The following is a 15,441-nucleotide window of genomic DNA, read 5'->3' as shown; positions in this document are numbered from 1 at the left end:
CGAGACTGGCCACTACTATCACGCCACAACAAGGCGAAATGGCTATGTTATGCATAGCCGCTACAACTGGCGTCTCGAAATTTGAACGCGATTTGATCAATAGACTTAGGCAATGATATGACTTATTTACAAACGACTTTAATCGCTGTCGCTATCGCGACATTTTTGACGGGTTGCAACACTGATGTTGAGCCCACTATTCCGCTACCCGAAATCCCAGATCCAAGTGAACCAATCGAAGATAAAGAGATTGTGTTAACCACAACCGATGCCACCATTACTGCGTTGCAGCAGGCAGTCAGCATCACCGACGCAAGTGGTGTAGAAAAACAGGTCGCGGTGGACAGCTTTAAAGGCATCCAATTCGCCAGCCAGTCACGCTTTAATCATAGCAGTTTATTGCCACTAGCAGGCGACATTGATGCAACGCAGTTTCAGGCGGTTTGTCCACAAAATAGACCTACTGCACAACAGCAAGCAGAAGACTGTCTCAATCTTAACATCTGGCGACCCGCCGATGCTGAGCAACATAAAGATCTGCCCGTGTATGTGTATATTCACGGTGGTGACTTTGAATATGGTTCCGGCTCTGATGCGCTAATCAATGGCGACACTGTTGTGGCCCAAGGCAGTGATGACGGCAAGCCATTTATTTTTGTCTCAATCAACTACCGCTTAGGAATACTAGGTAGTCACTGGACAGATGGTAAAACATCTCCAAAAGGCGGCAACTTTGGGCTGGGCGACCAAAAGCAATCATTGCAGTGGGTCAACCAATACATTGAACAGTTCGGCGGCGACCCGCTTAATGTTACTATTATGGGGCAAGGTGCTGGCGCGATGTCTGTGGGCATCTTTCAGGATACTCAGCAGCAACAATCGATAGTCGGCACTCACTACCAGCGTGCAATCATGCAAAGCAACCCTTATGGCTTTGAATATACCAGCTATGATGTCGCCAAAGATAAAGCCGCTAACTTAGCTGCCAAATTTGACCAAGATATTAGCCAAGTATCTTGGCAAGATCTTTTACAACAACAAGCCAAAATGAGCAGCCCTCTTACGAGTACAGCCAACTGGGTCGCAGGCTCAGTAGCGACTAACTCAGGTTTAAAAACCGCTGTACAGCTAGCGCTTAAAGCACTCGGGATTGACGTCACATTCCCAAGCGTTGACGCAACGCCATTAGCCACCCTGATGCCTTTTGCTCCGTACATTGAATATAAGAAAAACACTTTCTCTAGTGACATTGAAGGCTATCACTTTATCCAGCACCCAAGTCAAAATGATTGGACTGTGCCGACAGTCATTGGCGTGAATAAGCATGAAAGCAACAGCTTTGGCATGTTGCCAAGCCTGACTTTTTTAATCCCAACTATTCTCGGTAGCGATCTATTTGATAACCCTCAACAACTGGAATCTAACGACCCTGAACTCATTGCTAGCGAGCTGATGACTTGGTTAGATGATGCTAACAATCAAGCATGGCTGGTCAACCAGATCCAGCAGATGGCAAAGGATCCGCAAACACAAGCACAAGCAATGACCGCCTATAAAGCGGTAACCACTTTATTCTATGGTTTGGGCGATACCGCAAATAGTGGTGCGCTTATGCAGCTTACCGATTTCTATCCCAACCTTGAAGGGGACTTATCGGGTGCCATCAATAACATGCAGCAGTTCAAAACCCTGCTTAACGACACCCTGTTTAGCGGGCCAGCTCGACAAATGGCTGCCAGTGCTCCAGTAGACAAAGAAAATGCGGCGACATTCTATCACTTTGACTTTGTGCCAAGCTTCAACATGTGGAGTTACCGAACTGACAGTGAAACTGATTTACCCTATCTGGGCGACTTAATTAAAACCTTAGGCTGTGTTCGCGGTGCCTGTAACGGCTCAGAACTAGCGTTTGTGTTCAATAAAGCCGTTCGCTTCGATGGCAGCGACATTCACCCAACCTCCCAGGAGCGCGCATTAATGGGTAAAGTATCTCGCCTGTGGTTTACCGACGCGTTATTCGATGCCTATCAATATGATACAGAGCTAGATAGCACGCTAGTCATCGACGACGGTGGTGAGGTAAACCTTGTTAATGGTTGGGATGCGGTCAATAACATCGGTGCAGACCCAAGTCTTCGTGAAGGCAGATTAACTGGACTGCAGCAACAGCAACTCCTGCTTTGGTATATCGATGACTCCCAGTCGCAAACAGAACACTAAATACTTCCAAGGCTGAACATATCAACACGGCCACCAAACCGCCGTGTTGGCAAACGAGCAGCAAAGGCACAAATCATGTTAAACCCGCTATACACTATCGTTGCGATACTCGTTGTCGCACTATCAACCGGCTGTGCGCAGCACTACCCCGAAGTTGAGCCCGATTTTGAACAAAATTGGCAATCGCAAACCTACCAATCTCAAGCCTATTTAATCCCAACGGCTGGTGAGGCATTTGCACGTCGTGTGTCTTTGGTAAGAAGCGCACAACAGCATATTGATATCACCTACTTTTCTTGGGACAAAGATACCTCAGGCCTGCTGCTACTGGAGGAGCTTAGACTCGCAGCTGATCGTGGTGTAAAAGTACGCCTAACCCTCGACGATCTTTTGCTATTCAATGAAAAGTGGCTAGCAGGACTTAATCAGCACCCCAATATTGCCATCAAAGTGTTCAACCCTTTCCACTCGCGCAAACTCGGTTGGATCGGCCGCGCCGTTGATTTTGCAAGCCATCAACGCCAGCGAGATAACCGTCTCCATGAGAAGTATTTCAACATCGATGGGCAATGGCTGATCCTCGGCGGTCGTAACATCGGCGATGCCTATTTTGGTTTTAGCCAGAAAGCCAACTTTTTCGATATGGACACCCTATTTAAGGGCGACATTATTCGACCGTTTGCACGCAACTACGACACTCTTTGGCACAGTGAGCACCTGCAAGATATTAGCAGCCTCATCGCCCATGACCACCAGCAACCGCTGGAGGAATTTGAGCAAGCAATCAAAAAACACACGAATAAAGCCGTCATCGCTCATATTGATGAGCAAGTTGAGCAGCTCAGCACAATTGATTTCATCGACGTCAAAGCCACGCCAGTGTTTGACTCATTAGCCAAGCTTAACGATAACAAGCCGTACTTCAGAACCCGTGCTGAGCATACGATTGACCAATACCTTAACAAGGCTAAATCAGCATTAATCTCCACGCCTTATATGGTTCCAAGCCAAGGAGAATTTACCGTTGTTGACAAGCTAGTCGCCAATCAAGCTCAGGTGACGCTGCTGACTAACTCGTCGGCATCAAATGACTCAGGATTCATTCCTGCCTACTACGAGCAGCATCGCATCACATTGTTAAACAAAGGTGTCGATATCTTCGAGTACAAAGCCAACGCTAGCAACGATGACCACTTCTATCATGCTGATACTTACTATCACAACAAGACGCTCATCTTGGATAGCCAGCTGAGCTACATCGGCTCTTCCAACTTCGATCCACGTTCAGACTTTCTCAACATCGAGTTTGGTGTGTTTGTCGACTCTAAGCAATTTGCCCAGCAGGTTGAACATTACTTATTGCGCCAACAAACAGTGTATTGGCATGTCAGCTTGGATGAGCAAGGTAAACCACAGTGGCAATCGGCAGATGAAATCCACCATGACAACCCAGACTATGGCAAGTGGCACGAGATCCCAAATTGGCTATTTCGCAAGATGCACGGTGAATTTGAGCTTTGATCGCCACTGTTACCAGCGGAAATAACCACCGGAAATAACCACCTGGCATTGGCCAGGTGGCTCAAGCAGATTTTGGCCATTAAGCCCAGCAGCACAACGCTTAATCAGCTAAAAATCGATTATTCAGACCCAAACGACGGAAATTCAATTAGTAGGACGCATTAACTAAGGTAATTATTATGACTAAAACCACACTCACTATCAGCTTTGTTGCACTGCTCTGCGGTTCAGTGTTAGCCGCAAGCTCAAAGCAGGCGCAAGAGCAAGCGCAACTTAACCAACAGATGAGTCAATTACAGACTATCGCCGAAGAAGACGTACTGATTGAGGTCGACTTTGACGCGAGCTTTGAGAGAGTCAGCTATAGCGGCATGATTGTCGATAAGTTTGCAGAAATTTATATTAGCCGCGAACACGCTGCCGAGATGCAATTGCAACAAAAGAGCAAGTTTCATGTGTATGAGCAAGCAGACCTTACGCAGTTAGAAAATAAAATCGCTGAGCGTATTATCCAGGATAACCCCCGCTACTTCTCAGTGGATTTATATCGCGATTACCACGGTTATGCCGGTGAGTTTACTTACGTCGCCAAAGTTATCGAATACCAATAAATACAGCAATTGCGACATATCACCGACCTAAAATTCACTACCAGCACGTGTCATTAACAACGCGTGCTGGTGCAACTGTGTGACTTCTGCCAACTTTCACTTTAAGGCGGGTATGTATATTAAGGGGTTGCTGCAGTATTGACAGCTTCATCTTCATCAAAGACCTTGGCTAACTCTTGTTCGGTTAGCACCCCACCACCCAATGAGCGATACAGCTTGATCATTGCCAATAGCTTGTCCCGGCGCACCTCACTTAACGTCAGCTCAGCATTGAACAAACTTCGCTGGGCATCCATCAGGTCAAGCGAGCTCGACACACCATTACGATACCTAAGCATCGCCAAGTGCGTGTATCCGCGTGACGCTTCCACTAGCTCTTGTTGCGCTTCAATCGCTAATTCGGAGCGACGGAAGCTATTCATGGCATCATTCACTTCAAAATAGGCAGCCAAAACGGTGCTTCGATAAGCCAATAAAGCCTGCTTAGATGACTCTTGAGCAATATCATATTGCGCCGAAATGCTGCCAGCATTAAAAATTGGAGCGGTAATGCCGCCAAGCAGCGACCAAGTCACTCCCTCGCTATCAAAGATGCTACTTAAGTCATCGGTTTCGGTACCGTAACTGCCGCTAATGGTAAATTTAGGAAAAAAGGCGGTTTTAGCCACACCCACATTAGCATTGGCGGCAATCATTGCCTGCTCAGCCATTTTGACATCCGGTCGCTGTGACAACATTTGTGACGGTATGCCAACTTTAAATGAACTAGGAAACAGATCTGCCGAGGTCAGAGATTGCAGATCTTGCTGTTTCTTCAGCGTATAATCATATTCTCCAAGGAGGATTTTTAGCTGATTAGCTTTTTCTTGGCGTTCAAAGTCCAAATCAGGCAAGGTGACTTTTGCACTTTGATATTCCACTTCTGCCTGCTTGACCTGCAACCCTGAAATCACCCCATTTTGTTTTCGTAGCCTAGCCAGATCGCGTTCTTTTTTACGCAGTTCCACGGTATTCATTGAGATTTGATAACGCTGCTCGATATCGAGCCATTCGTAGTATCGACTTGCCACATCGCTTATCAGGCTTATTACTGCCAAATTGAGCGACTCTTGTGCCGATAGAAAGTTTGCGTACTCAGCTTCACTGCGACGGCGGTTTGCCCCCCAAATATCTAACTCCCAAGAAACCGTACCGGCAATATCAAATTCATTACCATGGGTCGGATCGGTATTGGTAATCGCGCTATCAATGGAGCGCTCTGCATTGGCTTCAACACCCAGCGATGGATACAAGGCCGCATCGGTCACAGTAATTTGAGAACGCGCCGCAATCAGCCTTGAGCGCACTGCCTCTAAGTCGAGGTTTTGTTTTAACGCATGCTCAATCAGCTCGCGCACATTGGGGTCAAGATAAAAAGACTGCCAAGCCACCTGTCCCCCATTTTCAACCGAGTCTTGGGCCAAATCTTGATGATACTGCGGTGGTAACTCCACATTCGGACGCTGATAGTCTGGGCCCATGGCGCAACCTGCCAGCCCTATCATAGCGCCAACCAAGCCAATCACATTGATTGCCAGAGTTTTACCCTTTACAGCGCTGGTTAACGCTGCGCTGAATCTCGCACTATAACGATGTGAATTATCCATGAGCATTCTCCTTGGCTACAGAATGTTCATTGCCAGCTGACGGCGCGATTTTAGATTTCAACCAACCTGCAGTGGTGACAAAAAACAACGGTACCATCACTATGCCTATGGTGGTGGCGAACACCATGCCACACAAGATAGGAATTGAAATACTCTGTCGACTTACCGCACCGGGTCCCACCGACAACACCAAAGGTAATACCCCTAATATAAACGCCATTGATGTCATCAAAATCGGTCTAAAGCGCATATTTGCCGCCTCTAACGCGGCATCAATGCGGCTTTTACCTTCTTTATGTAACTGGTTAGCAAATTCAACAATTAAAATGGAGTTCTTCGCCGCCATGCCTATCAAAGCGATAAACGCCACTTGGAAAAACAGGTTACTTTCCATACCACTCACCCAAGTACCCAGTGCCGCCCCCAACATGGCAATTGGCGCAATCAACAGCACCGCGATGGGGATCGTCCAGCTTTCATAAAGTGCGGCAAGAAATAGGAATACAAACAACATCGCTAGGGCAACCGCAATGCTGGTTTGGTTAGCAGACTGCACCTCTTGGTAGGTAATACCTGTCCATTCGTAACTAAATTCATTTGGCAACATAGGTTTGGCTACACGCTCAATTGCTTTAATCACATCACCCGAGGCATAACCGGCAGCGGGCGTGGCGTTAATTGATGCGCTACTAAACAAGTTGTAGTGGGTCACAGCAGCCGGGCCAACCGAGTAGTCATACTTAGCTAACACCCCAATTGGCACCATGGCGCCAGTGGAAGAGCGCACATAGTAATCTTTTATCTGCTCGGGGAATTGGCGATATTGCTCTTCGGCCTGCACTTTAACACGGTAAACACGGCCAAATAGGTTAAAGTCATTTACCGTCGAAGAATCTGTAAAGGTTTTAATGGTGCCATAGATATCGGCCACATTAACACCAATGGCCATCGCTTTCGCTTCATCTACACTCAGGTGCAGCTGTGGAATGGCACTTTGCAGCGATAACCCAGCAGTTGCAATCTCAGGTTGCAGTTTGAGTTTTTCCACCAACTCGTCAGCGGTTTCCATCAGGCCTTTAAAGTTAGTGCCAGAGGTGTCTTGTAATTCCATCTCCACCCCAGAGCCATTACCCAGCCCTGGCACTGCCGATGGTAAATACAGATTAAACTCAGCTTCTAATACATCATGAAGCGCCAAGTTGATCTCTTTCATCACTTTTTGCACGGTTGCATCGCTATCGACTCGCTCAGACCATGGCTTAAGAATAATCTCAAACTGACCATTGGCTTGATTGGAACCTGAGCGGCGATTCTCACCTGCAAGCGTAAAGAAGTAGGCCACAGCGGGATGGGCTAGCACTTTCGCTTCGGCTTTCTTTAATACCGCTTGCGAGCGGTTAACAGTCGCACCATCGGGTAAGGTCATGTCGATAAAGAATCGCCCTTGGTCTTCATCGGGCATAAAGCTAGAAGGTAGATTAGACATGATCAGATAAACACCGCCAACCATCATGGCGAAAACAAGATAGCTGCGAGCAGCCTGTCTTGTGGTTAATGCCACTATCGCAACATACTTACTGGTGCAAATATCGAGTTTGTCATTCATCCACTTAAAAAAGCCAGTACTCGCTTTATCACCGGGCTTAAGCAGCAATGCGCATAACGCTGGGGATAGGGTTAATGCAACCACGGTGGAAATGAGCACCGCAACAGTAATTGCAATAGCAAACTCTCGATACATGATACCGGTAATACCGGCTAAAAATGACACCGGTACAAACACTGCGGCGAGCACTAAACTGGTTGCCACCAACGCGCCAGATAACTCCTTCATCGCCACTCGTGTTGCTTCGACTGAGCTTAAACCCTGCTCATGCATTAAGCGTTCTACGTTTTCGACCACCACAATGGCATCATCCACCACAATACCAATGGCCAATACTAAAGCCAGTAAGCTGACAGTATTGATGCTAAATCCAAAGGCTAACATTGCCGCCAATGTGCCAATCAATGACACAGGTACAGCAATGGCGGGGATAAGCGTAGCCCGCACATTTTGCAAAAATAGATACACCACCAATATCACCAGTATCAGCGCTTCAACTAGCGTTTTAACCACTTCATCGATGGAGTTTTCAATAAAGATGGAGGCATCGAAAAACACTTCCCAATTCATACCTTGGGGGAACTTTTGTGCCAGTTTGGCCATCTCTTTTTTAACGTTTTTGGTCACCTCCAGCGCATTCGCGCCGGGCAGCAGATATACCTGCAAAATAGTGGCGTTGGCACCATTAAGCTGCGACTGTAACGTATAAGCCGATGAGCCCAACTCTACCCGCGCAATGTCACGTAGTCGCACAATTGAGCCATCGGTATTGGCTCGAACGATAATCTCTTTAAACTGCGGCACGCTGCTCATACGACCGGCGGCGGTGATTGGCAGTGTCATACTTAGCGATTCGGTGTTAGGTTGCGAGCCTATCGAACCTGCAGGAGACTCTTTGTTTTGCGCTTTTACCGCGTTAATCACATCACTAGTTGTTAGCCCATAGCCAGCCATAATATCGGGCTTTAACCACACCCGCATAGAATAACTACGCGCGCCGGTGTTACGCACTCGGCCCACACCGGGAATACGCTTCAGTGCGGCTTCAATGTTAATGGTGCCGTAGTTGCTGAGGTAAATCTCATCATAGCGATCGTCAGTTGAGGTTAACGCTAACTTTAGCAGCTCTACTGAAGCCTCTTTAGAAACAGAAACCCCTTCTGTTTGCACATCGATAGGCAAGCTACCTGTCGCTTGTTGGGTTGAGTTTTGCACATCGACCGCCGCCAAATCAGGGTTGGTACCAACATCAAAAGTGATGGTCACATTCGCACTACCAGAATTGGTGCTTTTCGAACTCATGTAGATCATGTTTGGCAAGCCATTTAGCTCTTGCTCTAATGGCGTTGCTACGGACTCGGCTGCGGTCGTTGATGTGGCGCCTGGGTATGACGCTGACACCTTGACCTGCGGCGGCGTAATGTAAGGGTATTGATCAATCGGTAACTTGAACATGGCAATTAAGCCAAGCAGCACTATCACAATAGAGATAACACAAGCATAAACCGGTCGAGTTACAAAGAACTGTGCCATGGTTACTGCTCCTGCTCTTGTTCTAACGCTTGTTGTTTAAGCGCTTGTTCCTTTTGTATTTTATCTTCTCGTTGTTGATAGGCCTCTTGCGTTAATGGCTCAGCTAACTGACCATGGCGCACTCGGTGCATACCTTCAACAATAACCAACTCACCGGCTCGCAATCCGCTTTTTACCACCACACCCATTTTGCCTTGGTGCTCTATCACGATAAACCGGCGCTCAACTTTGTTATCTGGCAGAACCACCATGACATAGACCCCACCTTGCTCAACCTGAGTGGCTTTTTGTGGGATCACCACCGCATCGCTGATCTCATTAAGCTTAATGCGCACATTGGTGTATTGCCCCGGTAGCAGCTCTTTATTCGGGTTAGGCAACTCAGCTCTGACCTGAAAAGTGCCAGTTTCAGGATTGACCGAAGGGTCAGTAAAGCGCACGTCACCCAAATACGGATATTCGCTGTTATCGGGCAAAGTTATGGTCACAAAGCCTTCAACCGCTTTGCCTTCTGTCTCAGCTTCTTTCTTTTCTGAGTAGCTAGTCATGCGGCGACGGGCATTAAGGTAATCTAGCGCTGACATGTTAAACGTCACATAGATTGGGTCGACCTGTTTAACGCGGGTCAATAGTGATTGGCCACTGCTGCCCACCAGCGCACCAATGTCGACTTCAGAACGGCTCACTAAACCTGAAATGGGCGATTTAATCTCGGTATAGCTAAGCTCAAGTTGCGCCTCATCAAGCTCGGCTTTGCTGGCAGCTAAACTCGATCTGGCCTGAGATAGCACAGACAATGCATTATCAAAATCAAGCTGACTGGTTGCATCTTGCTCATATAAAGGTTTTAAACGTTCGACATCACGCTTCGCTTTATCTAATGCCGACTGCTGCGAATCCACATTTGCCTCTAAGCGATTTACAACGGCGAGGTAAGGACGGTTATCAATGCGATAAAGTACAGCCCCCTCTTGTACGGCGCTGCCCTCAATAAAGCTTTTATCTTCAACAAAGCCATTGATCCGCGCCCTAACTTCGACATCTAACGAAGCTTGAGTCACGCCGATGTAGTTACCATATAACGGTACAGTCGCTGAATTAACCTTTTCAACAACCACTAGTTTGGGGGTGATTTTAGGCTCTGGCTTATCGCAACCTAAAAGAGAAGTCAGTGCCACTATGCCAACTGCAAGGTGCTTTACCGGGAAAACCATTCTAACCATGAACATGCCCCAAAATAATTTGTCGTACCTGATGTACGCGGCTAACCGCTGTTGATCCAAGCGTGTTAGTTTGCAAGTGAATGCTGTATTGATGTGTAACAGAAGTGTAAACGCTAACTGACTAAAACAGCAAGAAAAAACCTTAATCATCTGTATTAGCAAATCAGCATAATTACTAGGTTAATGCCAATCGGCCCAGGAATAAACATCGACACTTAAAGCGGCCCCATTGACTAGGCAAAAAAAAGCTCAAACACTAGGCTTGAGCTTTGATTTCGCAGGCAGTGCTTAACGGCCAGGCATTTTCATGCCAGGTGGCAGCATGCCACTCATACCGCGCATCATTTTCTTCATGCCGCCTTTTGATGACATCTTTTTCATCATTTTCTGCATTTGAGTAAATTGCTTCAGCAGGCGGTTAACGTCTTGAATCTGTGTGCCTGAACCGGCAGCAATACGACGTTTACGTGAGCCTTTAATAATATCTGGGCGTTTACGCTCGGCAGGCGTCATCGAATTGATGATGGCTTCCATTTGCCCGGTCATTTTACCCTCTTGTACTTGGGCTAAGGCTTCAGGTGGCAGTTGCCCCACACCAGGCAGCTTTTCAATCATGTTCATCATGCCGCCCATGTTCTTCATTTGCTGCAACTGCTCGCGGAAATCTTCTAGATCGAAGCTGCCGCCTTTTTTAACTTTTGAAGCCAGTTGCATGGCTTTGTCTTTATCAACACCACGTTCAACTTCTTCAATCAGTGATAAGACATCGCCCATACCTAAGATACGCGATGCCACACGATCTGGATGGAATGCCTCTAACGCGTCGGTCTTTTCGCCGACACCTAAGAATTTAATGGGCTTGCCAGTAATATGACGAATCGATAACGCTGCACCACCACGTGCATCACCATCAACCTTGGTTAACACGACACCAGTGAGTGGCAATGCTTCATTAAACGCTTTGGCAGTATTCGCAGCATCTTGACCTGTCATGGCATCAACCACAAACAAGGTTTCTACTGGATTAACCGCAGCATGGAGATCTTTAATCTCATCCATCATGCTTTCATCGACATGCAAACGACCTGCGGTATCGACAATCACAACATCAATGAATTTAAGCTTGGCGTGCGCCATAGCGGCATTGACGATATCAACCGGCTTTTGACTTACATCTGATGGGAAAAACTCAACTTCAACTTCGGCCGCTAAGGTTTCTAGCTGCTTGATCGCCGCTGGGCGATATACATCGGCACTGACAACCAATACAGATTTCTTTGAGCGTTCACGGAGAAACTTAGACAGTTTCGCGACACTGGTGGTTTTACCCGCACCTTGCAAACCCGCCATCATAATCACTGCTGGCGGTTGGGCACTTAGGTCTAAGGCTTCATTAGCCTCGCCCATGGCATTTTCTAATTCGCTTTGAACAATCTTAATGAAAGCTTGGCCAGGACTGAGGCTTTTTGAGACCTCTTGTCCAACAGCGCGCTCTTTGACGCTGTTTACAAAGGCTCGAACAACAGGTAAAGCCACATCCGCTTCAAGCAGCGCCATACGGACTTCACGTAATGTCTCTTTAATATTGTCTTCAGTTAAGCGTCCGCGACCGCTAATGTTCTTTAGGGTGCGTGACAGTCTGTCGGTTAGGTTCTCAAACATTATCGCGTTCTTTACCGTTAGAATTTACATTAATGGGGCAGTATTATAGCGATGCCTAGATATTATGCTACTGCATCGCTGAACAATCCTTGCCTAGTCGGCCTATCATAGCACCTTGGGTGAACAAAGGATGAGCAACTATTTTCCAAAACTTAGCGCTACCGCTCACATTGCACTTATATTTGTCACTTTTGCTACTGCCCAAGAGCACTTTTGTCGTGCTATTCTAGCATGAGATTAAGATGCATACTCAGATCATCTCTTTGAGTATATGCAGAAAACTAACAAACAATAAGTTAATTTTCGATGGTCATTTTTTCCGCCTCAGCCATGTTTTTCTACTGTATTGCATTAATACTGGTAGTCAGCCGCCTGTTTCACGCGGACGGTCCAAATCGACGTGTCGTCGCCGGCTTTGCAGCCATTGCCGTGGTATTGCATGCCGCCGCATTGTCACAAGCCATTGTCACTGAGAATGGACAGAACTTTAGCTTGACCAATGTCATCTCAATGGTGAACTGGATCATCGCCTTTAGCTTCACCATATTGCTGTTTAGGCTAAAAATGATTGTGGTGGTGCCGGTAGTCTATGCCTGCTCAGTGATCTCCGTCGCCCTATTGTGGTTAGTGCCGCCTGAATATATTACCCACTTTGAAATTCACCCTGATGTATTAGTGCATGTGGTGCTGTCATTAATGGCTTACAGTGCCCTAATGATTGCCGCGCTGTACGCCATTCAGCTGGCGATTATTCAGAACAAACTGAAAAGTAAAAAGCTTATCATGAGCCCAGCAATGCCCCCATTGATGACAGTTGAAAAGCAGCTGTATCACTTGGTTATTGTTGGTGTAGTGCTATTGAGTCTTTCATTGGCCACGGGCTTTATCTTCCTCGACGATATGTTTGAAGAAGGCAAAGGTCATAAAGCGATATTATCCATTATGGCGTGGTTCACTTACATTGCCATGTTAGCGCAGCAGTACTGGATTGGTTGCCGTATCCGCAGCGCCGTGCTGTATACATTGACTGGTGCAACCTTGTTGTCTTTGGCCTATTTTGGCGCCCGTATCGTTAAAGAACTTATTCTGCGGTAATCCCTTCTTTAATCTAGGTATGGGCCAATGCTCATACCTAGGTTCACTTGACACACCCTTTAAATGACGGTAATTACTGTTATTCACAAAGATTTTTGTTAGCACAACGCCATAGCGGGGCTATTTTTTGGACGCAATATCCACTAGCGTACTATTTATTGTTTTACTTATTCTGATCATCATTTCGGCCTATTTCTCTAGTTCAGAAACAGCGATGATGTCGCTTAATCGATACCGATTGCGCCACTTAGCAAACAGTGGTCATAAAGGGGCAAAACGGGCAACCAAACTGCTTGAGCGCCCCGATCGCCTAATTGGATTGATCCTTATAGGCAACAACCTGGTTAATATCCTTGCCTCTGCAATTGCCACCATTATTGGTATCCGCTTATTTGGCGATGTTGGTGTAGCCATTGCTACAGGCATATTAACCTTGGTGGTATTGGTATTTGCTGAAGTGACCCCCAAAACAGTCGCAGCATTGCACCCTGAGCGCATCGCCTTCCCGTCGAGCTTTTTGTTAAAGGGCCTACTAGTGGTGCTGTCACCCCTAGTAAAAGCGGTGAACTTCATTACCGGAAGCTTCTTACGCCTGCTGGGTATTCGCTCGGTAAAGGCTGATGATGCCCTTAGCCAAGAAGAGCTGCGTACAGTGGTTCATGAAGCCGGCGCACTCATTCCTCAGCGCCACCAAGAGATGCTTTTGTCCATTATGGATCTGGAAAAAGTCACCGTTGATGACATCATGATCCCCCGCAATGAACTGTACGCCATTAACGTTAATGATGACTTTAAAAGCATCAACAAGCAGGTTATTCAAAGCCCCCATACCCGCGTGCTGCTCTATCGCGACAATATTGATGATGCTGTCGGGTTTGTGCATTTACGCGATGCGCTTAGGCTGCAATCAAAGGGGCAATTTAGTAAATCATCACTACTACGCGCAGTAAAAGAGCTGTACTTTGTACCGGAAGCGACACCGTTGAATGTGCAGCTAGCTAACTTTCAACAAAACAAAGAGCGCATCGGCTTAGTGGTGGACGAATACGGTGATATTCAAGGCTTAGTCACCTTAGAAGATATTCTAGAAGAGATTGTAGGTGACTTCACTACCTCAATGATCACCACCCCCAGCGAAGATATCAATAAACAACAAGATGGTAGTTTCTTAATTGAAGCCAGCATCAACATCCGCGATTTAAATAAAGAGATGAATTGGCACTTCCCCATTGATGGCCCGAAAACCATCAACGGTCTCATTTTAGAGTACCTAGAAGAAATTCCTGAGCCCTACACCTCAATGCGATTATCCGGCTATCCATTAGAAGTGATTGATGTGGCTGATAACATGGTGAAAACCGTACGGGTGATACCACAGCATTATCAAGCGCCAAAGAAAAAAGAAGATTAGTGATTAAACCAATAAAGGGGCCAATAGGCCCCTTTTTATTACCAATCAGTATAAACATTTATCGCTCAGCGAGAGTTTAGCGGTTCTGAGGTAAGGTCATTAAATGCTCCTGCATTAATGACATTCACCACATCCATGTGGCTTGCAACGAGTGAAGAGCATAGTTATTCTACGGTTAAGCTCGTTAACACAGCATCAGAATCGCTAAAACTCGCCGTTCTGGCGCGTTTTAGACTGACTACTTCTGCGTTGAATAATTTCACAAGGGACCAACCATTGTTTCAATCATTGGCCTTGAATTAGTTTGCCCAAGGTGCTCTGAGTAGAGCAAAGTTATACTGATTGGTATAACTTTGCTACGCTGATGCTGCTCTGCGCGCTGCTTCTAACTCGCGGCGCTTAGTGATGGCAAGTGGCGCGATGGCTTTATCTAACTCTTCAGCCCAGCCCAACATAAAATACACTTCCGCCATTAAGAAAAATGGCCCAATGAGAAGCTGGTTTAAGTCATCAATGAAAGCTGGCTTGGCCTTTTCATATTTGTGACCAATCAACTGAAAAATCCATGCAACCACAAAGACGGCTATCGCTATCCATAAGCCATACTGGGTTTGTGCCACCATATCTGAGGTGTATAGCACGGGGATGATAAACGCCACCATGCCCAAAGCGAGTTTAACGTTGAGCAAAAAATAGTAGACCAACACCCCAATGGTAAACACATCAGCGACATTCACCTTAAACTCATTCACAGCAATAATGTTTATGGGGATCAGGTTTAATAGCACGAATAACGACCAGATAATGCCGGGAATACCGATAAAGTGAGTTTTGATATTCTTGGGGTTGAGGTGCACGCTCTTATACTGTGCTAATTGCTCCACGGCTGATTTCATTGGCTCGAGGCTCCTGG

10 protein-coding genes are annotated in these 15,441 nt (G+C 46.6%); 5 read left to right on the top strand and 5 right to left on the bottom strand.

Translation table 11 applies throughout. The features are described 5' to 3' along the window. Window positions 1–117 precede the first annotated feature (117 nt). The 3 genes from L865_RS0110130 to L865_RS0110120 all read left to right on the top strand — a co-directional run bounded on the left by L865_RS0110130 (window position 118) and on the right by L865_RS0110120 (window position 4,352). The gene (locus tag L865_RS0110130) at window positions 118–2,220 is read left to right on the top strand and encodes a carboxylesterase family protein (RefSeq protein WP_028773132.1); all 2,103 of its coding nucleotides are present in this window, start codon (window positions 118–120) and stop codon (window positions 2,218–2,220) included. Between the two features lie 75 nt (window positions 2,221–2,295). Continuing rightward, window positions 2,296–3,741 (top strand): phospholipase D family protein, encoded by a 1,446-nt coding sequence (locus tag L865_RS0110125; protein ID WP_037470952.1) that lies wholly within the window; start codon window positions 2,296–2,298, stop codon window positions 3,739–3,741. A 179-nt stretch (window positions 3,742–3,920) separates the two neighbouring features. Next, window positions 3,921–4,352 (top strand): hypothetical protein, encoded by a 432-nt coding sequence (locus L865_RS0110120; RefSeq protein WP_028773130.1) that lies wholly within the window; start codon window positions 3,921–3,923, stop codon window positions 4,350–4,352. Between the two features lie 119 nt (window positions 4,353–4,471). Here the strand turns inward: L865_RS0110120 and L865_RS23520 are convergent, their stop codons facing one another. The 4 genes from L865_RS23520 to ffh form a co-directional block, all read right to left on the bottom strand. Further along, complete coding sequence (locus L865_RS23520; protein ID WP_425423626.1) at window positions 4,472–5,896, bottom strand: efflux transporter outer membrane subunit; 1,425 nt, start codon at window positions 5,894–5,896, stop codon at window positions 4,472–4,474. Between the two features lie 94 nt (window positions 5,897–5,990). After that, entirely contained in the window at window positions 5,991–9,137 is a 3,147-nt protein-coding gene (locus L865_RS0110110) for an efflux RND transporter permease subunit (RefSeq protein ID WP_028773129.1), read from the bottom strand. A 2-nt stretch (window positions 9,138–9,139) separates the two neighbouring features. Beyond that, window positions 9,140–10,360, bottom strand: coding sequence for an efflux RND transporter periplasmic adaptor subunit (locus L865_RS0110105; protein ID WP_028773128.1), 1,221 nt, complete (start codon window positions 10,358–10,360; stop codon window positions 9,140–9,142). A gap of 288 nt (window positions 10,361–10,648) precedes the next feature. Continuing rightward, window positions 10,649–12,022: a signal recognition particle protein gene (gene ffh / locus L865_RS0110100; protein WP_028773127.1), complete on the bottom strand. Its 1,374-nt coding sequence runs from the start codon at window positions 12,020–12,022 to the stop codon at window positions 10,649–10,651. Between the two features lie 306 nt (window positions 12,023–12,328). Here ffh and L865_RS0110095 point away from each other — a divergent pair, with 306 nt between their 5' ends. Both L865_RS0110095 and L865_RS0110090 read left to right on the top strand, forming a co-directional pair. Beyond that, on the top strand, window positions 12,329–13,117 hold the full coding sequence (locus L865_RS0110095) for a cytochrome C assembly family protein (RefSeq protein WP_028773126.1): 789 nt from the start codon (window positions 12,329–12,331) through the stop codon (window positions 13,115–13,117). A 127-nt stretch (window positions 13,118–13,244) separates the two neighbouring features. Then, on the top strand, window positions 13,245–14,528 hold the full coding sequence (locus L865_RS0110090) for an HlyC/CorC family transporter (RefSeq protein ID WP_028773125.1): 1,284 nt from the start codon (window positions 13,245–13,247) through the stop codon (window positions 14,526–14,528). Between the two features lie 356 nt (window positions 14,529–14,884). On the opposite strand, the gene L865_RS0110085 is transcribed toward L865_RS0110090, so the two are convergent. Then, window positions 14,885–15,424 (bottom strand): Mpo1 family 2-hydroxy fatty acid dioxygenase, encoded by a 540-nt coding sequence (locus tag L865_RS0110085; RefSeq protein WP_028773124.1) that lies wholly within the window; start codon window positions 15,422–15,424, stop codon window positions 14,885–14,887. Window positions 15,425–15,441: the final 17 nt, after the last annotated feature.

The sequence above is a fragment of the Shewanella waksmanii ATCC BAA-643 genome (assembly GCF_000518805.1).
In the GTDB taxonomy this organism is placed as follows: domain Bacteria; phylum Pseudomonadota; class Gammaproteobacteria; order Enterobacterales; family Shewanellaceae; genus Shewanella; species Shewanella waksmanii.
Note: the sequence above shows the minus strand (reverse complement) of the source record. Positions and strands in the feature narration are given on the sequence as shown.